The sequence below is a fragment of the Cupriavidus sp. UYPR2.512 genome, from assembly GCF_000379565.1.
Taxonomy (GTDB): domain Bacteria; phylum Pseudomonadota; class Gammaproteobacteria; order Burkholderiales; family Burkholderiaceae; genus Cupriavidus.
This window is the reverse complement of the sequence record NZ_KB903152.1, coordinates 1-20633: the sequence shown is the minus strand read 5'-3', so window position 1 is coordinate 20633 and position 20633 is coordinate 1. Positions and strand designations below refer to the sequence as shown.

20 protein-coding genes and 1 pseudogene are annotated in these 20633 nt (G+C 66.6%); 11 read left to right on the top strand and 10 right to left on the bottom strand.

Translation table 11 applies throughout. The features are described from left to right. Positions 1 to 172 precede the first annotated feature (172 nt). Together A3A5_RS0125845 and mdoH are read left to right on the top strand one after the other, a co-directional pair. Entirely contained in the window at positions 173 to 1771 is a 1599-nt protein-coding gene (locus tag A3A5_RS0125845; protein WP_018313373.1) for a glucan biosynthesis protein G, read from the top strand. Next, the gene (gene mdoH, locus A3A5_RS0125840) at positions 1744 to 4356 is read left to right on the top strand and encodes a glucans biosynthesis glucosyltransferase MdoH (protein ID WP_081623988.1); all 2613 of its coding nucleotides are present in this window, start codon (positions 1744 to 1746) and stop codon (positions 4354 to 4356) included. The genes A3A5_RS0125845 and mdoH overlap by 28 nt, the downstream gene beginning before the upstream one ends. A 105-nt stretch (positions 4357 to 4461) precedes the next feature. On the opposite strand, the gene A3A5_RS0125835 is transcribed toward mdoH, so the two are convergent. Further along, complete coding sequence (locus A3A5_RS0125835) at positions 4462 to 5049, bottom strand: hypothetical protein (protein WP_026201131.1); 588 nt, start codon at positions 5047 to 5049, stop codon at positions 4462 to 4464. A 392-nt stretch (positions 5050 to 5441) separates the two neighbouring features. On the opposite strand from A3A5_RS0125835, the gene A3A5_RS0125830 reads away from it, so the two are divergent. Next, entirely contained in the window at positions 5442 to 6647 is a 1206-nt protein-coding gene (locus A3A5_RS0125830) for a Bcr/CflA family multidrug efflux MFS transporter (protein WP_018313370.1), read from the top strand. A gap of 19 nt (positions 6648 to 6666) precedes the next feature. Here A3A5_RS0125830 and A3A5_RS0125825 read toward each other — a convergent pair whose 3' ends face one another. Continuing rightward, on the bottom strand, positions 6667 to 7521 hold the full coding sequence (locus tag A3A5_RS0125825) for a mechanosensitive ion channel family protein (RefSeq protein ID WP_018313369.1): 855 nt from the start codon (positions 7519 to 7521) through the stop codon (positions 6667 to 6669). A 213-nt stretch (positions 7522 to 7734) separates the two neighbouring features. Further along, positions 7735 to 8937 (bottom strand): ammonium transporter, encoded by a 1203-nt coding sequence (locus tag A3A5_RS0125820; protein ID WP_018313368.1) that lies wholly within the window; start codon positions 8935 to 8937, stop codon positions 7735 to 7737. A gap of 509 nt (positions 8938 to 9446) precedes the next feature. Between A3A5_RS0125820 and A3A5_RS0125815 the strand changes: the two genes are divergently transcribed. The 3 genes from A3A5_RS0125815 (at position 9447) to A3A5_RS0125805 (ending at position 10922) form a co-directional block, all read left to right on the top strand. Further along, positions 9447 to 9728 carry an HU family DNA-binding protein gene (locus A3A5_RS0125815; RefSeq protein WP_010814166.1) on the top strand — a complete coding sequence of 94 codons (282 nt, stop codon included), beginning with the start codon at positions 9447 to 9449 and terminating at the stop codon, positions 9726 to 9728. A 211-nt stretch (positions 9729 to 9939) separates the two neighbouring features. Next, on the top strand, positions 9940 to 10425 hold the full coding sequence (locus A3A5_RS0125810) for an acyl-CoA thioesterase (RefSeq protein WP_018313367.1): 486 nt from the start codon (positions 9940 to 9942) through the stop codon (positions 10423 to 10425). A 14-nt stretch (positions 10426 to 10439) separates the two neighbouring features. Further along, a complete protein-coding gene (locus A3A5_RS0125805) occupies positions 10440 to 10922 on the top strand; it encodes a CreA family protein (protein ID WP_018313366.1) in 483 nt (160 codons plus the stop codon). Positions 10923 to 10966: 44 nt separating this feature from the next. Here the strand turns inward: A3A5_RS0125805 and A3A5_RS0125800 are convergent, their stop codons facing one another. The 5 genes from A3A5_RS0125800 to A3A5_RS0125780 form a co-directional block, all read right to left on the bottom strand. After that, on the bottom strand, positions 10967 to 11809 hold the full coding sequence (locus A3A5_RS0125800) for a phosphatase PAP2 family protein (protein WP_232431459.1): 843 nt from the start codon (positions 11807 to 11809) through the stop codon (positions 10967 to 10969). A gap of 47 nt (positions 11810 to 11856) precedes the next feature. Beyond that, entirely contained in the window at positions 11857 to 13605 is a 1749-nt protein-coding gene (locus tag A3A5_RS0125795; protein WP_018313364.1) for a class I adenylate-forming enzyme family protein, read from the bottom strand. A gap of 99 nt (positions 13606 to 13704) precedes the next feature. Further along, positions 13705 to 14469 (bottom strand): SDR family oxidoreductase, encoded by a 765-nt coding sequence (locus A3A5_RS0125790; protein WP_011617096.1) that lies wholly within the window; start codon positions 14467 to 14469, stop codon positions 13705 to 13707. Between the two features lie 205 nt (positions 14470 to 14674). Next, positions 14675 to 15541 (bottom strand): arylamine N-acetyltransferase, encoded by an 867-nt coding sequence (locus A3A5_RS0125785; RefSeq protein ID WP_018313363.1) that lies wholly within the window; start codon positions 15539 to 15541, stop codon positions 14675 to 14677. 27 nt (positions 15542 to 15568) lie between these two features. Further along, on the bottom strand, positions 15569 to 16321 hold the full coding sequence (locus A3A5_RS0125780) for a Crp/Fnr family transcriptional regulator (RefSeq protein WP_018313362.1): 753 nt from the start codon (positions 16319 to 16321) through the stop codon (positions 15569 to 15571). Positions 16322 to 16537: 216 nt separating this feature from the next. Here A3A5_RS0125780 and A3A5_RS0125775 point away from each other — a divergent pair, with 216 nt between their 5' ends. Beyond that, positions 16538 to 17035: a DUF962 domain-containing protein gene (locus tag A3A5_RS0125775; RefSeq protein WP_018313361.1), complete on the top strand. Its 498-nt coding sequence runs from the start codon at positions 16538 to 16540 to the stop codon at positions 17033 to 17035. Here the strand turns inward: A3A5_RS0125775 and A3A5_RS43605 are convergent, their stop codons facing one another. Then, the gene (locus tag A3A5_RS43605; protein WP_157637297.1) at positions 17036 to 17188 is read right to left on the bottom strand and encodes a hypothetical protein; all 153 of its coding nucleotides are present in this window, start codon (positions 17186 to 17188) and stop codon (positions 17036 to 17038) included. Between A3A5_RS43605 and A3A5_RS43600 the strand changes: the two genes are divergently transcribed. From A3A5_RS43600 to A3A5_RS0125755, 4 genes are all read left to right on the top strand, one after another. After that, on the top strand, positions 17187 to 17417 hold the full coding sequence (locus tag A3A5_RS43600; RefSeq protein WP_081623987.1) for a hypothetical protein: 231 nt from the start codon (positions 17187 to 17189) through the stop codon (positions 17415 to 17417). The two genes, A3A5_RS43605 and A3A5_RS43600, sit on opposite strands and share 2 nt — an antisense overlap. A gap of 181 nt (positions 17418 to 17598) precedes the next feature. Further along, the gene (locus A3A5_RS0125765; RefSeq protein ID WP_018313359.1) at positions 17599 to 18057 is read left to right on the top strand and encodes an HU family DNA-binding protein; all 459 of its coding nucleotides are present in this window, start codon (positions 17599 to 17601) and stop codon (positions 18055 to 18057) included. Between the two features lie 172 nt (positions 18058 to 18229). Then, positions 18230 to 19216: an alpha/beta hydrolase fold domain-containing protein gene (locus A3A5_RS0125760; RefSeq protein ID WP_018313358.1), complete on the top strand. Its 987-nt coding sequence runs from the start codon at positions 18230 to 18232 to the stop codon at positions 19214 to 19216. Between the two features lie 608 nt (positions 19217 to 19824). Then, positions 19825 to 20391, top strand: coding sequence for a reverse transcriptase domain-containing protein (locus tag A3A5_RS0125755; protein ID WP_018313357.1), 567 nt, complete (start codon positions 19825 to 19827; stop codon positions 20389 to 20391). 14 nt (positions 20392 to 20405) lie between these two features. Here the strand turns inward: A3A5_RS0125755 and A3A5_RS39365 are convergent. Beyond that, a pseudogene (locus A3A5_RS39365) lies at positions 20406 to 20633 on the bottom strand (recombinase family protein); the annotation flags it as partial.

Sequence of the window (20633 nt, the reverse complement as noted above, 5' to 3'; positions counted from 1 at the left end):
CGAATTGTTATGGTTTATTGCGCATCGCAACAAACCGGACACAGTGCCCCGCGGGCCGTCTGCCTCGTGTCCGGGCCTCGCCACTCGGCGTCGGGCCCGTCTCTTGCTGTGTCGTCCTTCGTTCTGACCGCCGATGCCGGTCACCCCGATTCAACCGCTCACCCTGGCATACATGTCACAGATCGCCACGCCACGCCTGTCCGTTACCCATCCCTTGCCCGCCGCCGGGCCGGGGGCCCGCCGCCGCGCGGCGCGGGCGGGTGCGCGGATCGCAGCCTGGCTTGGTGGCAGCGCGCTGGCGCTGTGTGCCATGGCAGCCCATGCGTTCGATTTCGACACCGTGGCGGCGCGCGCGCACCAGCTGGCTGCCTCACCTTACAAGGCGCCGCCGCAGAACCTGCCGCGCGAGCTGCGCGAGCTGTCGTACGAGCGCTACCGCGAGATCGAATACAAGCCCGAACGCTTTGCCTGGCGCGGCACGCGCGCCCCGTTCGAGCTGTCGTTCTTCCACGAGGGCATGGTGTTCGACCAGCCCGTGCGCATCCATGAAGTGGTGGGCAACAGCGTGCGTGAATTCCGCTTCGACCCGTCCGCATTCAACTACGGCCCGCACAAGGTCGATGCCGGCAAGCTCAAGGGCCTGGGCTTCGCGGGCTTCCGCATCCTGTATCCGCTGAACCAGGGCAAGCGCAAGGATGAGCTGGCGTCGTTCCTGGGCGCGAGCTATTTCCGCGCGCTCGGCAAGGACCAGTGGTACGGGTTGTCGGCACGCGGCCTGGCGGTCGACACCGCGCTCAATTCGGGCGAGGAGTTCCCACGTTTTGTCGAATACTGGATCGAGCGTCCCGGCCCCAATGCCAAGGAGATCACGATCTACGCGCTGATGGATTCGCGCCGCATGAGCGGCGCGTACCGTTTCACCATCAAGCCCGGCGCCGAGACCGCGATGGAGGTCAAGTCGCGCCTCTACCTGCGCGAGAACGTGACCAAGCTGGGTCTGGCGCCGCTGACCAGCATGTTCCTGTTCGGCGAGAACCAGCCGTCGGCCGCGCAGGATTTCCGGCCCGAGGTGCATGACTCTGACGGCCTGTCGATCCACCTGGGCACCGGCGAATGGGTCTGGCGCCCGCTGATCAATCCCAAGCGCTTGCTGGTCACCTCGTTCGCGGCGACCAATCCGCAGGGCTTCGGGCTGATGCAGCGCGACCGCACCTTCAACAGCTACCAGGAGATCGGCTCATGGTATGAGCGCCGGCCCAGTGGCTGGGTGCAGCCGCGCGGCAACTGGGGCTCGGGGCGGGTAGAGCTGGTGCTGATCCCGACGCCGGACGAGACCAATGACAACATCGTCGCGTACTGGGTGCCGGACAACCCGCCCAAGCCGAAGCAACCCTTCGACTATGAGTACCGGCTGCTGTGGCAGAAGGACGGCGAACAGCAGCCGCCGCTGTCGTGGGTGACCCAGACCCGGTTGGGGCAGGGCCAGACCCGCAACAAGGAAGACACGAGCTTTTCGCTGGTGGTGGACTTCGAAGGCCCGGCCTTCGGCAAGCTGCCGGCGAACGTGCGCATCGACCCGGTGGTTTCGGCCGATGCCAACGGTGAGCTGCTGAAAACGTCGGTGCAGCGCAATGAGGCAACCGGCGGCTGGCGCATGACCATGGTGATGCGCCGCAAGGACGAAACCAAGCCGGTTGAGTTGCGCGGCTACCTTCGCAACGGTAATACAACCCTATCCGAGACGTGGAGCTACATCTTACCCCCCGGCTAAAGCAGCGACCGGCCCAGGCGGCGGCATGCGAGCGCTATGTCGACCGCCTGCCGGTATCGCCTGAAGTGCGCAGCGAACTGCTGGCGGACGGCGCGGCCGCGACGCCAGTCGCACCGGTCACGCCCATGGCATCCGTTGCCCCCGTGATCGCTGTTACCCCCGACGGCCGCGATGCGCAGGACGCGATCACGCGCCTGCAGTCGCGCCTGGCGGCCAAGGACACGCCGCCCGCGCAAGGCGGCAGTGCCTACGCCTCCGTCGGCCGGCGTTTCACCATGGCATACGGCAATCCCCAGGTGGATGGCGCGCCGCTGCTGCAGCGGCGCGAAGACGGCACCGTGAAGGTCGACACCGGCCCCGAGCCCGAGCGCAGCTCGATGGTGCCGCGCCAGTGGCCGCCGCATATCGTCACCGGCTGGCTGCGCAATACCTGGCGCCGCATGCTGGGCCGTCCGCCCGTGCCCGAGACCTGGGACACGCTGCACGACGGTCCCGATGCCGAAGGCAAATGGCATCCGGCCGGCTCGCACCGCCGCTGGTTCCTGCTGGGCCTGGTCGTGATCCAGACCGTGCTGGCCACGTACTTCATGAGCAACGTGCTGCCGTACCACGGCGCCGATCCGCTCGAAATCGCCATCCTGGTGCTGTTCGCCGTCCTGTTCTCATGGGTGTCGGCCGGCTTCTGGACGGCAATGATGGGCTTCCTGGTGCTGGCCAAGGGCGGCGACCGCCACCTGATCTCGCGTTCGGCCGCGCCCGACGGGCCGATAGCGCCCGAGGCGCGCACCGCGATCATCATGCCGATCTGCAATGAGGACGTGACGCGCGTGTTCGCGGGACTGCGCGCCACCTATGAATCGCTGGCGCGCACCAGTCACCTGTCCAACTTCGATTTCATCGTGCTGTCGGATAGCGGCAATCCGGACCTGCGCACCGCCGAGCATGACGCATGGATGGAACTGTGCCGCGCCGTCGGCGGCTTCGGCCGGATCTTCTACCGCTGGCGCCGCCACCGCGTGAAGCGCAAGACCGGCAATGTGGCCGACTTCTGCCGCCGCTGGGGCAGCAAGTACCGCTACATGGTAGTGCTCGATGCCGACAGCGTGATGAGCGGCGACTGCCTGGCCACGCTGGTGCGGCTGATGGAAGCCAACCCCGGTGCGGGCATCATCCAGTCCGCACCCCTGGCAGTGGGCCGCGAGACCCTCTACGCGCGCGTGCAGCAGTTCGCCACGCGCGTGTACGGGCCGCTGTTTACGGCCGGCCTGCATTACTGGCAGCTGGGTGAATCGCACTACTGGGGCCATAACGCCATCATCCGCGTGCATCCGTTCATCGAGCACTGCGCGCTGGCGCCGCTGCCCGGCCGCGGCCCGCTGTCGGGCGAAATCCTGTCGCACGACTTTGTCGAAGCCGCACTGATGCGCCGCGCCGGCTGGGGCGTGTGGATTGCCTACGACCTGGAAGGCTCGTACGAGGAACTGCCGCCCAACCTGCTGGACGAGGTCAAGCGCGACCGCCGCTGGTGCCAGGGCAACCTGATGAATTTCCGGCTGTGGCTCAAGCAGGGCTTCCACGTGGTGCACCGCGCGGTGTTCCTGACCGGCATCATGGCCTACCTGTCGGCGCCACTGTGGCTGCTGTTCCTGCTGCTGTCCACGGCGATGCTGGCCAAGCACGCGCTGGTGCCGCCGGAGTACTTCACGCAGCAATACCAGCTGTTCCCGACCTGGCCCGAATGGCATCCCGAAAAGGCGCTGGCACTGTTCTCCGCCACCGCGACGCTGCTGTTCCTGCCCAAGCTGGCCAGCGTGGTGCTGCTGATGAAGCAGGCGCGGCGTTATGGCGGAGCGGTGCAGCTGATTGCCAGCATGCTGATCGAGGTGCTGCTGTCCGCGCTGCTGGCGCCCACGCGCATGCTGTTCCACACCAAGTTCGTGATCGCCGCGTACAGCGGGTGGGGCATCTCGTGGAAGTCGCCCCCCCGTGAAGACACCGAGACCACCTGGGGCGAAGCGTTCCGCCGCCACGGCTGGCACACCGCGCTGGGCCTGGCCTGGGGTGGTTTGGTGTACTGGCTGAATCCGTCCTACGTGCTGTGGCTGCTGCCGATCGTGGGCTCGCTGGCGCTGTCGATCCCGCTTTCGGTGATGCTGTCGCGGGTGTCGTTCGGTCGTGCCTCGCGCAATGCGGGCCTCTTCATGATCCCTGAGGAAACGCAGGTGCCGCGCGAGATCGTCGAGACGCAGCAGCATGTCGAAGCCGCGGCCGAAACGCCAGACTTTGTCGACGCCGTGGTGGACCCGGTTACCAATGCGCTGATGTGCGCGACCGCCACGCCGCGCGTGGTGCAGCCGGTATCGGCACGCAGGCGCCATGAGGCCCTGGTCGAGCATGCGCTCACGCATGGCCCGCGTGCGCTGACCCCCGCGCAGAAGCACGTGCTGCTGGGCAACCCGTTTGCACTGGCACGCCTGCATGAACTGGTGTGGGGTTCGCCGCTGGCCGATGCTGGCTGGAAGGACACGCGCATCCTGGTGCGGCGTGCGGCCAACGTGCTGCCGCTGCGCCCGCGCGCTGCCTGAGCGGGACTGTCCCAAACGAGAACGGCCCGCATCTGCGGGCCGTCTTTCTTTTCGCGGGTGGCGTGCCGTCCCGCGTCAATTGCAATCGATTCTTGTTTGTGTTGGCTAACGCAGTGCCGCCGTGCAGATGGGCGCGTTGATGTAGACATCGCCGATGCGGCGCTCGCCACGGTCCTTGCGCGTCATGTAGCGGAACATCAGGCTGATGCCAAGCTTGGTCAGGATCTCGACGTCGCGGTTGGCGCAGATGTTGCGCTGCAGGGGCGCGGCGTAGTTGACCTCGAAGCTGGCCAGATCCAGCATCGGCCCGCGGTAGTTGGTGAGCTCCAGTTGGAACAGCACATGCTTGCCGGGGATCGACTGGCAGCGGCGCAGCCGCGTTTCGCCGTCGATTTCGATCGGCAGGGCGTCGTTGAGCTGGCGGCAGGCGCGTGCCAGCACGTTGTCGGGCCGCGTGGTGTTGCGCAGCAATTCGGGCACGCCGGCAGCGCCGGTGTTCTGGCCGGTGGCAGCGCCCTTGAGCATGCGTGACAGCGGGTCGGCCTCATCGATCGCTGGGACCGGCGCCGAGGCGGCGACATTGCGCGCCTGCACCGGCGCGGCGTTGCCGGGCAGGGGCAGCGGCAACAGCAGCGCAGCCGCGAGTGCGGCCGGGCCTAGCGAAGCGGGAAGCGGCGTGTGTCGTATTCTCATGCAGGCTAACGTTGCCGGGACCGATACTGTCGTCCGTCTCCGCGTGGCCGACGGTGTGGCTTGCGCCGACAGGCTGGCATTGTACCCTCCACCTTGCCGCAGGTGAAAGCCGCGCCACCCGGCAAGGGCATCTGCAGCGCCGGATTCGCGCTGGCGGGATCGCAAATGGCCTGACACCACTATTCACCAATAACGCCAACTTCGCCAGCAACATCGAACCGGATCTTGGCAGGGCAGTTCTTCTGAACGACTGTTTCAAAACCCGGTACGCCAGCGCCGTACCGACTTCGTTATGCTGTGCAACAATTGCGCCTTTTCACGGGTTGCAGGCGCGGGCCGCGGCGCAAGCAGGCTGGCCGTGCGTGACAACGCCGTTCCCCCGGATACTTTCCATGCCCCGTTCCACCCGCGCTGCCTCGCCCGCACGCTTCCCCGCCTGGCTGCTGATCTGCGGTTCGCTGATGGCGATCGCGCCGCTGTCGATCGACATGTACCTGCCGAGTTTTCCGTCGCTGGCTGGCGATCTCGGCGTGGACATCGGCCAGGTGCAGCTGACCCTCGGCACATTCCTGGTGGGACTGGCGCTGGGGCAGGCTTTCTACGGGCCGTTCAGCGACCGCTTCGGGCGCAAGCCGCCGCTCTATGTCGGCCTGTGCCTCTACGTGGCCGCCGCGGTGGGCTGCGCGCTGGCACGCAGCGTGGAGTCGCTGATGCTGTGGCGCTTCCTGCAGGCGCTGGGGGGCTGCGCCGGCATGGTGATGGCACGCGCGGTGATCCGCGACCGGCTTGAGGCGCATGAGTCGGCGCGCGCCTTCTCGTCGCTGATGCTGGTGATGGGGGTTGCGCCGATCCTGGCCCCGATCGTCGGCGGCGCCATTCTCACCATATCGGGCTGGCGCGCGATCTTCTGGGTGCTGGCGGTGGCAGGGATGCTGATCCTGCTGCTGGTCCACCTGCGCATGGAAGAATCGCTGGACCGGCGCCACGCGGCGCCGCTGCGGCTCGGCACGGTGGCGAAAAGCTACGCCGAGCTGCTGCGGGATCGCGAATTCCTCGGCTACTCGCTGTCTGCCGGTTTCGGCTCGGCGGGCATGTTCGCGTATATTTCCGGCTCGCCATTCGTGCTGATCGAGCTGCACGGCATTGCGCCGTCGCACTACGGTTTTGTGTTCGGCGCCAATGCGCTGGGCCTGATCACGATGTCGCAGCTCAACGCCAGGCTGGTGCGCGGCCGCTCGCTCGACCAGGTGCTCGGGGGTGCGCTGCTGGCGGCCTGTGTAGCGGGCCTGGCGCTGGCGGTTGCCGCGTTTGCAGGCGTGGCGGTGCTGCCGGTGCTGCTGGCGGGCTTCTTCGTCTTTATCGGCGCGCTCGGTTGCGTATCGCCGAATGCGTCGGCACTGTCGCTTGCCCATCAGGGCCATCGCGCCGGCACGGCCTCGGCGCTGATGGGCACGCTGCAGTTTTCACTCGGCACGCTGGGCGGCGCGGCCGTCAGCCTGTGGCGCGATGGCACCGCGCTGCCGCTGGGCGTGGTGATGGCGGCCTGCGGCGCGGGTGCGGTGCTGATGCGCTACTACGGGCGCTCAGGCCCCCGTTGACACCGGCTGCGAGTCGTCATCAGGCGGCCTGTTGCGCGGCGGCCTGCTGCGCGGCAGCCTGTTGCACCACCACCATCTGCGCCGGCATCGGTGCGGCATAGCCGGCCTGGCCGAAGCTCTCGCGGATGATGCGGTTGGTATCGAAATAGACCTGCCAGTAGTGGTCGTTGTGGCAGTGCGGACGCACCGCCAGCACCGGGCCCACCAGCGTGAACTCCAGGATCTCGACATCGACCGGGGGCACGGCCAGCACGTTGGGGATCTCCGCGATGCGGGCCTTCAGCAGCGCTGCCGCATGAGCGGTGTCGGTGCTGCCGGCAAGCTGTGCTTTCAGTTCCACGCGCCGGTGCGGGTTGGCCGTGAAGTTCTGGATGGTATCGCTGAAGATCTTGTTGTTGCCAACCACGGTCTGGACATTGTCTGGTGTGTCGAGCGAGGTCGCGAACAGGCCGATCTCGCGCACCGTGCCGGTCACGCCGCCGATCGTCACGAAGTCTCCCACCTTGAACGGGCGCAGCACCACCAGGAACGCACCGGCAGCGAAGTTCGCCATCAACCCCGACCAGGCCATGCCGATGGCCACGCCAGCGGCGGCGATCAGTGCGGCAAACGTCGTGGTCTGGATGCCGAAATAGCCGAGGATGCCGATCACCAGCACCACGTTCAGCGTCACGGTGACGATCGAGCCGACATAGCGCAGCAGCGTGGGATCGACCTTCTGCTTGCCGAGCGCGTTCTGCACCATGCGCACGACAAAGTGGATCAGCCAGCGGCCGATGACCCAGAAGGCAAAGGCCGCCAGGATCTTGACCCCGAATTCTGTCGCGTAGGTGACAACCAGGGCCTTGAGGTTATCAAAGGTAGTGGCATCCATCGGCGTATTCCTTTCATGTTGGTGTCCGGCCGGCCGCCGGCACAACATCCCCCGATTCAGCCGGCAGCTGCGTGCTAGCCCTGCGCGCTGTTGCGGCGCAATACATGGGCACGGCAATTATTGAGACGCCATGCCCGAAGCGCAAGCAAATTATTGTTAAGACAAGCTGCTCTGCGCAGCTTGTCTGTTTCCATCAGGATGGCCCGAACGCGATTACCAGTTGGTTTCCCGTTCCGGGGTTGCCGAAATCCGGTGCAAGGTCAGGTCCGCACCGTTGAATTCGCCTTCGGCATCCAGCCGGATGCCAATCAGCTTCTTCAGCGCACCGTATACCAGGGTGCCGCCGGCCATTGCCACCACGATGCCAAGCACGGTGCCGATTGCCTGCGCGCCCAGCGACACGCCGCCCAGCCCGCCCAGCGCCCTGGCCCCGAAGATGCCCGCGGCAATGCCGCCCCAGGCGCCGCACAGCCCGTGCAGCGGCCACACGCCGAGCACGTCATCGATATGCCATTTGTTCTGCGCCAGCGTGAACATATAGACAAAGAGCGCGCCAGCCACCGCGCCGGTGATCAGCGCGCCGAGCGGGTGCATCAGGTCCGAGCCCGCGCATACCGCCACCAGCCCGGCCAGCGGGCCGTTGTAGGCAAAGCCCGGGTCGTTGCGCCCGGCCGCCCAGGCCGCCAGCGTGCCGCCGGCCATTGCCATCAGCGAGTTGATCGCCACCAGGCCGCTGACCTTGTCGACCGTCTGCGCGCTCATGACGTTGAAGCCGAACCAGCCCACCGCCAGCACCCAGGCGCCCAGCGCCAGGAACGGGATGTTTGAGGGCGGATGGGCGCTGATGCGGCCGTCCTTCTGGTAGCGCCCGCGCCGCGCGCCCAGCAGCAGCACCGCGGGCAGCGCGATCCAGCCGCCCAGCGCATGCACCACCACCGAGCCGGCAAAGTCATGGAACGGTGCGCCGGCCACGCGCGTGATCCAGTCCTGCACGCCATAGCGCTGGTTCCAGGCGATGCCTTCGAAGAACGGATAGACAAAACCCACCAGCACAAAGGTGGCGAGCAGCTGCGGATTGAAGCGTGAACGCTCGGCAATACCGCCCGAGATAATCGCCGGAATGGCCGCGGCAAATGTCGCCAGGAAAAAGAACTTGACCAGTTCGTAACCGTTCTTCTGCGCCAGCGTTTCGGCCCCGGACATGAATTGCACGCCGTACGCAATGGTGTAGCCGATAAAGAAATAGGCGATGGTTGAAACCGCAAAATCCACCAGGATCTTTACCAGTGCGTTGACCTGGTTCTTCTTGCGCACCGTGCCCAGTTCCAGGAAGGCAAAGCCGGCGTGCATCGCCAGCACCATGATGGCGCCTAGCAGGATAAACAGGGCGTCGGTGCCGGTCTTCCAGTTGTCCATAGTGACCTCATGCTCAAAATGGGAGCATGGGTATGCAAAAAGCATTCCAGCAATTGCCACATCCTGGTGCCAGGTGCACCTTGTCGGGTAAAACCGCACCGGAATGCCGCGTGCAGGCAGGTCGGCGTTGTTGGCAACGTTGCCGCTGGCATCCCCGCGGTGGTTCGAATGCGCCGAAATGGCGCGCGGCGGCGGCACACGCTGAACCTTTATGGTGCGTCGCCCCATTTGTGGGAATTTGTTCTATGCTGCTTTGGTTTGCCCCAAGCGCGGGCCGGCCCGGCGTTGCCGCGCGGCATGATGGCCAGGCAAAGCCGGCTTCAGGCAAGCGGGAACAGCGTGGGAAATTGCCCGCTAACCGGCCTCAAGCAAGGATTTGCGGGTTTTTTTGTCGCATTGGTGCCACTGGGGATTGCTCTACGCGCGACGGGCAGATTAGACTGCGCCGATCGATGGCTTTGCCGCGAGGCACGCACATCGGTGACGACGACCAACAAGGGAAATCAGCCATGAATAAAGGTGAACTGGTATCGGCCATCGCCGCGGAAGCAGAACTGAGCAATGCCGCCGCCGAGCGTGCGCTCAACGCAGCGCTGGACAGTATCAAGAAGGCAGTGGCAAAGGGCGATTCGGTGACGCTGGTGGGCTTTGGCAGCTTCAGCGCCGGCAAACGCGCCGCCCGCACCGGCCGCAATCCGCGTACCGGTGAGACCATCAAGATCCCGGCCGCCAAGACGGTCAAGTTCTCTGCCGGGCAGGGTTTCAAGGACGCGGTGAACAAGAAGAAGTAAGCAATTTGCGTCCACAGCGTGAAAAGCGGCCTTGCAGGCCGCTTTTTTGTTGCCTGGCACGGCCACGCCTGCCGGCACGGGGCGGCCGCCGGCAACGGCGGGCACGATCCGGGTTAAACTGCCGGCGCCAGCGTTCCGGCCATTGCATTCAGGCAATGCCGCCCTCGCAGGTTCGCCCCTGAAACCCCGCCCCGCAATCCGTACCCGCATCATGAACGACCAGTCCCACCAGCTTTCCATGACCGTGCTGATGACGCCGGACATGGCCAACTTCTCCGGCAACGTCCACGGCGGCACCATCCTCAAGTACCTGGACATGGTTGCCTATGCCTGCGCCAGCCGCTACGCCGGCCGCTACGTGGTGACGCTGTCGGTCGATCAGGTGGTGTTCCGCCAGCCGATCCACGTGGGCGAGCTGGTGACCTTCCTGGCCTCGGTCAACTTCACCGGCCGCAGTTCGATGGAAATCGGCATCAAGGTGGTGACCGAGAACATCCGCAGCAAGCTGGTGCGGCATACCAACAGCTGCTACTTCACCATGGTGGCCGTGGACGACAACGGCGCGCCGGCCGAGGTGCCGCCGCTGGAGCCGCGCGACGAGGTGGAGCGCCAGCGCTTTGCCGCCGCCCAGCAGCGCCGCGCGCTGCGCCAGGAAATGGAAAAGCGCCACGACGACATCAAGTCGTCGGTGACCTGAATACCGACTACGCCATGAAGCGCAACTGCAATCGCGTCCGCACGGCCCTGGCCGTCGCCTGTCTGGCGGCTGCCGCGGGCGCCCACGCCGAGGAGATCGGCAGCGTCAGCACCAATTTCCGCATGACCGGCTCTGACAAGGTCGTGATCGAAGCCTATGACGACCCCCAGGTGGATGGCGTGACCTGCTATGTGTCGCGTGCCCGCACGGGCGGCATCAAGGGCCAGCTGGGCATGGCCGAAGACCCGCCGGAGGCATCGATCGCCTGCCGGCAGGTAGGCACGATCGCCTTCAAGGGGCCGATCCGGCAACAGGACAACGTCTTCTCCGAACGCATGTCTATCCTGTTCAAGGTCCTGCACGTCGTGCGCGCGGTCGACCGCAAGCGCAATACGCTGGTATACCTGACGTACTCCGACCGCATTGTCAGCGGCAGCCCGCAGAACAGCGTCACCGCCGTGCCGGTGCCGGCCGGCACGTCCATCCCGGTGAAGTAACCCGTGAAGTAACCCGTGCAGTAGCCGGCCCGGCACCAGGCGGATCAGGGGGCCAGCGCTGCGCTCTCCGCCTGGCAGTCGCGCGACGGGCGCGCGCCGCTGGCGCGTGCCGCCGCCACTTCGCGGCGGGCCTTGTCCAGGTCGGCGCGGAAGGTGGGATCGGCATGCAGCCGCGCCACCGTTGCCGCGGCCATCATGCGGCCCTCGTTGACATCGCTTTGCCAGTGCACGTTGCAGACCACGCGGCTCTGACCGAACGCGCGCCCGCGCGCCAGGATGTCATTGGCGCGTTCCGGCTCGACCTCCGCCAGGATCAGCGCCCAGGCCCAGCCGATGGCGCTGTGGCCGGACGGGTACGAGCCGTCCTTTTCCAGCTTGGCGGCCTCGGCCGGCGTGCACATCGGCGTCTTGTTGGCCACAAAGGGGCGGGTGCGCTTGTAGCGGTCCTTGACGCCGTAGGTGGACAGGCCGGCATCGGCCAGGCTGCGCCGCAGCAGGATGTTCAGGTAGGGCGTGTCCTTCTCGCTGACCGGCACGCCCAGCGCGCATGAGAACGCGCCGGCGGCCCGGGGGAACGTCAGCACGGCATCTTCGGTAGCCAGTTGCCAGCGCGCCGAGCCGCGCAACGTGCCGGCCTGGCGTGCGGCGTCTTCATCCAGCGCCAGGGCGGGCGAGCCCTGCGCCGGCGGCCCGGGCAGCAGCTTCAGGCTGTCCGGGCGCGCATCGGCCGCCAGGTACCCTGCCGCAACGCCGGGGCGCAGCTCTGGCACCGCGGACAGGTTGGTGCCGCCGGCGGCGCAGCCCGCCACCAGGGCGGCGAGTGCCACGGCGATAGGTGCCCGCACTGGCGTGGACAGGGAGTGGTCACGCTTTGCTGGTTCCGTCAATTTGTTATTCCTTGTTGTTTTTGTCGAGTCGGCTGTCCTGCCGCGAGTCAGGCGGCCGCGTCGAACAGCTTGCGCAGGTTCGACTTCAGGATCTTGCCATTGGCATTGCGCGGCAGCATCTCCTGGTAAATCAGGATACGCACCGGCACCTTGAATGCCGCCAGCCGCGTGCGCACGAAATCCTGCAGAACGGCCTCGCTCGCCTGCATGCCGGGCTTCAGGCTGACCACCGCGGCCGGCTCTTCGCCCAGCGTCTTGTGCGCGAGCCCGACTACCGCGGCATCCATCACCGCCGGATGCTCGTACAGGGTGCTTTCCACCTCGATGCAGTAGATGTTCTCGCCACCGCGGATCAGCATGTCCTTCATCCGGTCGACGATATAGACGTAGCCTTCCTCATCCAGCCGCGCAATGTCGCCGGTGCGCAGCCAGCCGTCGGCAAAGGTCTGCGCCGTGGCCTCGGGCTTGTTCCAGTAGCCGCGCACGACATTGGCGCCGCGCGCCATCAGCTCGCCGGTTTCGCCGGGCGGCAACGCGCGGCCTAGCCCGTCCACCACCTTCATCTCGCCGATCGGCAGCGCCGGACCGCTGCTGTCCGGGCGCATCACGTATTCCTCGGCGCTGTGGCTGGTGAAGGTGGACGACGTTTCCGTCATGCCCCAGCCGATGCCGGGTGCGGCCAGCGGGAATATCTCGCCGATGCGCCGCACCAGTTCAGGCGATGCCGGCGCGCCGCCGTAGTTGACGTTCTCCAGCGAGGACAGGTCGAAGCGGCCGCGCTCCGGATGCTCCAGGATCTGCCATGCGATGGTGGGCACGCCGCCGGCCGCGGTGCAGCGCTCGCGCTCGATCAGTTCCATGCCGCGCAGCGCGTCCCAGCGGTGCATCAGCACGATCTTGCCGCCGGTGGCGATGGCGCCGTTGAGCACCGCCATGCAGCCGGTGACGTGGAAGAACGGCACCGCCAGCAGCATGGCCTTTTGCGGCGCGGCGGGGTCGGGCGCGGGAATCGGCTCGCCCCGGCGCAACAGGTTGCGGATCGGGCTGAAGCTGCCGGCGACTGCCACGTTGGTGGAGTTGCGGTGCGTGCCGAGCGCGCCCTTGGGTTTGCCGGTGGTGCCCGAGGTGTAGAAGATGGTGGCGTCGTCGTCCGGATCGATGTCGACCTGCGGCGGCGCCTGGTCCGGCAGCGCGGCCCAGTCAGCCGGGCTGCCGATCACGCTCTCCAGCGGGACCACGCGCGGCTCGGCCGCGGTGCCGCCGGCACGTGAAGCATAGACGCGTTCCAGCGCCGGGCAGCCCGGCAGGTGTTCCAGGATGCGGTCGAGCCGTTCGGCATCGACGATCGCCACGCGGCTGCCCGAATCGGCCAGGCCATACTCCAGCTCGGCGCCGGTCCACCAGGCATTGAGCGGTGTCACGATTGCGCCGGCCAGCAGCGCGCCATAGAAAGCCACTGGCCATTCAGGCAGGTTGCGCATGGCCACGGCCACGCGGTCGCCCTTGCGCACACCGTCGCGCACCAGTGCATGGGCCAGGGAGATGGCGGCGCGCCGGAAGGCATCGTAGGAAACGCGCTCGTCCTCGTAAACCACGAAGGTGCGGTCGGCAAACGCGCGCGTGGCCAGCAACAGCTCGCGCAGCGTGGGCGGTGCGTTCTTCCAGACGGTGGTGGGGATGCCGCGGATCACGCGCGTTTCGGTTTCGAACGGCGCGCCGGGCGCGGTAAGCCGGGCGTGGGCCTCGGCCAGCGACATGACCGGCCAGATGCCGGCCACTTGCGGATTGCTCGACATGACTGCCTCCCGGAACTGCACTGCAGGTTGAGGGAAATGCAGGAAAAGCGGCGGGCGCCGGCTCTCAGGGCCGGCGCCCGCAACGCTTGGGTCAGACGCTCAGATGGTCACGCCGCCGTCTACGACCAGCGCCTGGCCGGTCATGAAGGTGCTGGCTGCCGACGCCAGGTAGACCGCCGCCCCGGCGATCTCGACGGGTTCGCCGATGCGGCGCAGGGGGGCGCCCTGGGTGGACTGCTTGTAGCGCTCGGGATCTTCCCACAGCGCGCGCGCAAAGTCGGTCTTGATCAGCCCCGGCGCGATGCAGTTCACGCGCACGTTGTGCGGCCCGAACTCGACGGCGAGGTTGCGCGCCAGCTGGAAGTCGGCAGCCTTGGAGATGTTGTACACGCCGATGGTGGGCGAGCCGCGCAGGCCGCCGATCGACGACACGATGATGATCGAGCCGTCCTTGCGGTCGATCATTTGCGGGGCCACCATCTGGATCAGCCAGTGGTTGGAGATGACGTTGTTGTCCAGCACCTTGCGGAACTGGTCGTCCGACACGCCGCTCATGGGCCCGTAGTACGGGTTGGACGCGGCATTGCAGACCAGCACATCGATCTTGCCGAAGGCGCGGTTGGTCTCGTCGACCAGGCGCTGCAGGTCGTCCTTCGAAGAAATATTGGCAGGGACCGCGATCGCGGTGCCGGCGCCATGGCGGGCGTTGATGGCATCCACCACTTCCTGGCAGGCCTCGATCTTGCGCGAAGAAATGACCACCTTGGCACCCTGGACGGCCATCTGCTCGGCGATGGCGCGGCCAATCCCGCGCGAGGAGCCGGTGACGATGGCAACCTTGCCCGTCAGATCAAACAATGACATGGAGTCTCCTGTATGGCTGCGCCGGCGTCAGGGGCCGGCTTTGTCCTGGCGACGTGCCCGCAGGCAGCATCGCCGGGACATTATGGTGGCGCCGCTGGCCTCAGTCCACAGGCCCGGGTGCCGTGCGCCGGCCATATCAGGATTCTTTCTGCGGGCAATGCGCGCCGTGCATGGCAGGCATGCTGCATAGCAAAATCATGGCGCCTCAGGTGCCGGAAGATACCGTTGCGGGCGCCAGCAACGCCGGCAGGGCGTCGGCCAGGCCACGCCGCAGGTCATCGTCCAGCAGCACGCCGAATCGATCCGACAAGGCCTGCACCACGGCCTCGGGCGAGGCCAGCCGCGTCCGGTGCACGGTGCCGTCCGGTGCGCGCTCGGCCAGGTCGCCGTCGGCCAGCGTCACGCGGGTGCCGCCGTCGGTGCGCGCGGCCATCAGCCGCTGCAGGAACACGCTGTCAGGGTGTGTCGATACATACCAGTTGCGCGGCACGAAATCGATCCACGGCTGCGGCGTCAGGTCGAAGCGGTAGACCTTGATCCAGCCGGCATCGCCGCGCGCCTCCAGGTCGTAACTGTGGAACGCGGTGGCGGCGGTCTCCGGCGGCGAAGGGGCCAGCCGGTATGGAAAACTGTCATCGCCGGGCTCGGACAGCGGCATCGCCCGGTATGGCGTGGGGCCGCCGAAACCGACATCGGCAACGTAGCTGCGATGCGCCACTTCCACGCGCAGCAGCATGTGCGAGGTCGCGGTCGGCACATCGTCGGGAACGCCCCAGCGCACGCGCGCGGCCAGCGGCGTCACGGCGTAGCCAAGTGCGCCCAGCCCGGCCGCCAGCAGTGTATTGAGTTCAAAGCAGTAGCCGCCGCGCCGGCGCGTGACGAGCTTGTCGAAGACCGCATCCAACTCGATCCGCACTGGCCGGCGCAGCAGCGGATCGATGTTCTCGAACGGAATGCTGGCCAGGTGCGCGGCCAATACGATATCCAGCGCTTCCAGCGTGGGCGAGGGCGGGGCGGCAATGCCGAGGCGCGCCAGCCAGGCGTCCAGTTGGGGGGCGTCCAGGGTCATCATGGTGTGCGGGGCTCCGGTGCGATGCGTTCAGTTGAGCGCTTCCAGCGCCCGCAGGTCAAGCAGTTCAATGCCACCATACTCCAGCCGCAGCAGGCCCCGTGCTTCCAGTTCGCGCAGCGCATGGTTCACGGTCTGGCGCGACAGGCCCAGCATCTGTGCCAGCTGCTCCTGCGGGATGCGCACGCGCTGCGTGGCCTGGGCCTGCGGCAGGTTGCCGTAGCCATGCGCGATCGCGGCCAGGCGCCGGGCAATGCGGGCCGCCGGCGGCAGCAACTGTGCTTCCTCGACATAGTTGAAGGCCTGGCGCGTCTTGGCTGCCAGCAGTTGCCCGAAGGCCTGCCACCATGCCGGCTGCTGCGCCAGGCGCCGTTCCAGGCTGGCGCGCGGCACGTGCCACAGCATCGTGGCGCTGACCGCGCGCGCGTCGTGGGTGCGCGGCAGGCCGTCGAACAGGCAGATTTCGCCGAACCAAGTGCCGGGCTCCAGCAGGCCGAGCAACGCCGCCTTGCCCGATTCGCCGCTGGCGTGGATCTGCATGGTGCCGCTGGCGACACAATACAGGCCGTCGAAACGGTCGCCGCGGGCAAAGAGCGTCTCGCCGGCAACCAGCCGGCGCAGGCTGCCGTCATCGAGCAGTGCCTGGCGCAGCGCCGGCGGCAACTGGCTGAACCAGGCGCCGGCACGTACGGCAGCAAGCGCATCGTCGCGCGGCGGCACCGGGCCGGGCAGTGCGCCGGCGAGTTGCGATGGGGGGCATTGCGGCGGGCTCGCCAGTCCCATGCCGGTCTCCTATCAGATGGGGGCTGTGCCGGGTGTCAGCCGGGACACACAAGGGCACGCTGCGACAGTCCGGACTGTCAAAAACCTGACAGACCGCACGGTGCGCGCCCACTACTATAAATCCACATCGCGCCCGCCGCGCGGCAGCAGGCGGCAGCGTCCGGAAGCCCTTGCGGCGCCGCGCGCGCACGCCTGCGCATACAAGGAGACGCCCCCGTGAAAACCCTGATCGAACACCTGGCCAACTACGCCGCCTACCATCGCGACCCGCGCAACGTCTTTACACACTTCATCGGTATCCCGATGATCGTGCTGGCAGTGACGACGCTGCTGGCGCGCCCGGCCCTGCCGCTGGGCGACGGCTCTGCCTACATGACGCCGGCGATGCTGCTGTACATCCTGTCGTGCCTGTTCTACCTGCGCCTGTCGCTGGTGTTCGGGGTAGCGATGGCGGTCATCCTGGCGTTCTTTCTCTATGCCGGCGCGCACATTGCGGCGTTGCCCACCGTCTGGTGGCTTGCCATCGGCCTTGGCCTGTTCGTGGTGGGATGGGTGATCCAGTTCATCGGCCACTATTACGAGGGGCGCAAGCCGGCGTTCGTCGACGACCTGGCCGGCCTGCTGATCGGCCCGCTGTTCCTGGTGGCGGAGACCGCCTTTGCGCTTGGGCTGGCACGCGACACGCGCGAGGCCATGGCCGCCCGCGCGCACTGATCAAGGCAGCCCCGCCGGCAGTCGCAGCCGCGCCGCCAGCCCGCGCAGCGGGCTCGATGCCAGCGCCAGGCTGCCTTCGTATATCGCGGCGCGCCTCGCACTGGCGGCCGGTGCACCGGTTTCACTGCTGTGCGTGGCGAGCCTGTTCGGCATGCAGGCCGGCCTGCATGCGTGCTGGCAGGCATGGTGGCATGCCGATGCAAGGCTGGCGATGATCGCGCTCGGCACCCTCTTCGCGGATTCCTTGCTGGCGCTTGGCACGGGTGAGCAGGCAGCAAACGGTAGCGCTGCGGCACGCGCATCGCTGCGCGCGCAGGCACCTGAAGAAGCTGCCGCGAACGCCAAAACGGGGGGACGTAGGCCGTATTCGCGTTTCCACTGAGGCAAAGCCGCGACAAAACCCGGGGTTTTCACCGGGTTTTACGCTTCGCATGCACGAAAACCCCTTGACTTACGGTACTTTCCGCTATGATTCAGTGGGCGTCGAGAAGACGATTGCGCAACGCTGAGAAGCAATGCGAAACACCTGCCGACACCCATCTGTTCAACTTACGAATATCGATATGGCGACCAAAGCGAAACCGACCGCGAAGACTGCAACCAAGCCCGCTGCCAAGAAGGCTGCGGCAACCAAGGCACCCGTGAAGGCTGCCGCCAAGAAGGCCACGCCGGCCAAGAAGGCTGCTCCCGCCGCTGCGCCCGTTGCGCGCCCGCTGAAGGACACCTTCAACAAGTCGAGCCTGGTCGCTCACCTGGTAGCCCAGACCCAGCTGGAACCCAAGGCCGTGAAGACGGTGCTGGCCCACCTGGAAACCACCATCGTCGGCGCGCTGAACAAGAAGGGCGCTGGCGAGTTCACGCTGCCCGGCCTGCTGAAGGTCACGGCGCAGCAAGTGCCGGCCAAGAAGAAGCGCTTCGGCAAGGACCCGTTCACCGGTGAAGAGCGTTGGTTCCCGGCCAAGCCGGCCAGCGTCAAGGTCAAGGTCCGTCCGCTGAAGAAGCTGAAGGATGCCGCAGCCTGATCTGCGCCACGTTGTCCTGAAAGAAAGGAGCCGCTTGCCGGCTCCTTTTTTCATTGGTGCGCCGGGCAGGGCGCACTCACTTGAGGGTGAAAGTCCCTCGTGAGCGCAATCCGTGCCGCGCGTTCCTACATTTTCTGGCCGCCGGCGACAGACCGGCGCGGGAGGAGACACGATGCCAAGTCTGCAATGCCAGCTGTGGCGGCTTGCCTTGCGCCTGGTCCGGCGCAAGCGGCGGTTTGCCAGCGCGCAGGCGCTCCATGATGAAATCCGGCGGCGCCGTATCGTCGGGCGCGCCTATCCGTCCCGGCGCCTGCGTGCGCGGCACGCGGTCAGCGAGGAGCGGATCGCAGGGATGGAGGTCTACACCGTGCAGCCCAGGAGCGGGCCTGCGCATGGTAATGCCCGTCATATCCTTTACCTGCACGGCGGCGGCTATGTTTTTGATATCGTCAGCCAGCACTGGGATTTCATCGGCAAGCTGGTGGACGCGCTTGGCTGCGCGGTGACGGTGCCGGTCTATCCGCTGGCGCCGGAACATACCCACCGCGACGTGTTCGCGGCCATGGTGCCGCTGTGGCAGGCGCTGCGGCAGCGCTATCCGGGCGCAGACCTGACCGTCATGGGCGACTCCGCTGGCGGCGGCATGGCGCTGGCGCTGGCACAGGTGCTGCGTGACAGCGGCCAACCACTGCCGCGGCGCCTGGTGTTGCTGTCGCCATTCCTGGATGCCACCGGCGACAATCCCGGCATCGACGCCCTGGAGCCGTTCGACCCGATGCTGTCACGCCCTGGGGGCATTGAATGCGGGCGCGTCTATGCCGGCGCGGATCCGGTCACCTTGCCGCAGGTCAGTCCCATGCACGGCGTGTTGCGCGGGCTGCCGCCCACCACGTTGTTCATCGGCACCCACGACATCCTGCTGCCCGACTGCAGGAAGTTCCGCCAGATGGCCGACGAGCAAGGCCTGCCGCTTCGGTATCACGAGGGCGAGGGAATGTTCCATGTCTGGATGCTGCTGCCGATGCCGGAAGCGGACGCGGCGTTTGCCGAGATTGTGCGCTCAGTGCTTGCCGACGACGCCCATGGCACGGAGGGCAGGGACGGGCTGGCGCCGGTGCGCGCTGTCGTTGCCCCGCAGGAGGTGACGGATCCGGGGTGATGCCGGCCGCCGGGTGATTCATGCCAGGCTGGCCGCAACCGGATCCGACTGGAACAAATTTAACCTGCGTCAAACTGGCAACACGGGCGCCCCCCTAGAATCGGTCAGGTCATGGGTGCGGGGGCGCTCCCCATGACAGAGCTTCCGGAGTCTTCCTGAAGCTTCCGCCCGCGGCCGCAATGGCCGCGGGTTTTTTATGTGTGCCGAGCATGCCCAACAGCTCGGGGGTGCAAGTCCCCTATCCAACCTGATGGTGGTGAAGGATTAGTGAAGCGCAAGGGCGTCGTCGCGAGGCGGGGTTTGAAGGAAGCGTGGAACAAAGCCACGACCTGACGAACAGAAATCAGATATGAGGCCTACCCGGCCGGACGAGCGAGCATATGATCGCGAAGTCCATAACCATCAAGGGCGGGGGTGGTAAATCTGGCAGGTGTGTGGCGAAGGCGGTTGGGCTTACCTCGGGAGGCCTGCAGGGTGTCCTGGAACCAGGACTGAGCGACTCGTGAGGGTCGCTGACCGCCCGGCAGGAGTCAGCAGAAGGCGAAGTACGGCGGCAACGCCGGAAGGCCCGAACGGAAAGGAGCGGCAAGTAAGCCGGACAACTCGACATGGAAGGGCAGCAGAAAACGCAAGGCGGCCTTGATGCCGGGGATAGGGGTGAAGCCCCGATGCTCTGTCGTCGAGGGGCTGAATCCATGGCGGCGAAGCCCGAGACCGAAAGCCCGTCGGTTTGCGACCGACTGATGGAAGCAGTATGTGAACGAGAGAACCTGCGACAGGCGCTGAAGCGAGTGAAGGCCAACAAGGGCTCCCCGGGCGTGGACGGCATGACGGTCCGGGCCTTACCGGGGTTTCTGCGTGAGCACTGGCTGACGATACGAGCGGCCCTGTTGAGCGGCAGCTACCGGCCGCAACCGGTGCGGCGGGTCGAAATACCGAAACCGGACGGCGGCACCAGAAAGTTGGGTGTGCCCTCTGCGCTCGATCGACTCGTCCAACAGGCGGTGCTGCAGGTGCTGCAAAGGCAGTGGGATCCGACCTTCTCGGACTCCAGCTATGGTTTCCGGCCAGGTCGCTCGGCGCATCAGGCGGTGGCACGAGCGCAGAGCTATATCCAGTCGGGGTACACGTGGGTTGTAGACCTCGATCTGGAACAGTTTTTGGATCATACATAGCAATGCCCTTTGGTTCATGAAGCGTGCTCGAAGAGGTCAGGTTGTTCGCTGACTGCCTTGATGCGTAAGCCTTTGCGCCGTCCCTGGCAGACCAGGACGGCATCGAGTTCGCCGCGCTTTACACGCTGCAACACAGTTTGGCGGGACACGCCGAGCAGCTTGGTTGCTTCCTGCATGACGACGTAGCCATCTGGGCTGTGCGCGACGAATTGTTGTCGCAGCGCATCGGTGATGCGGATGCG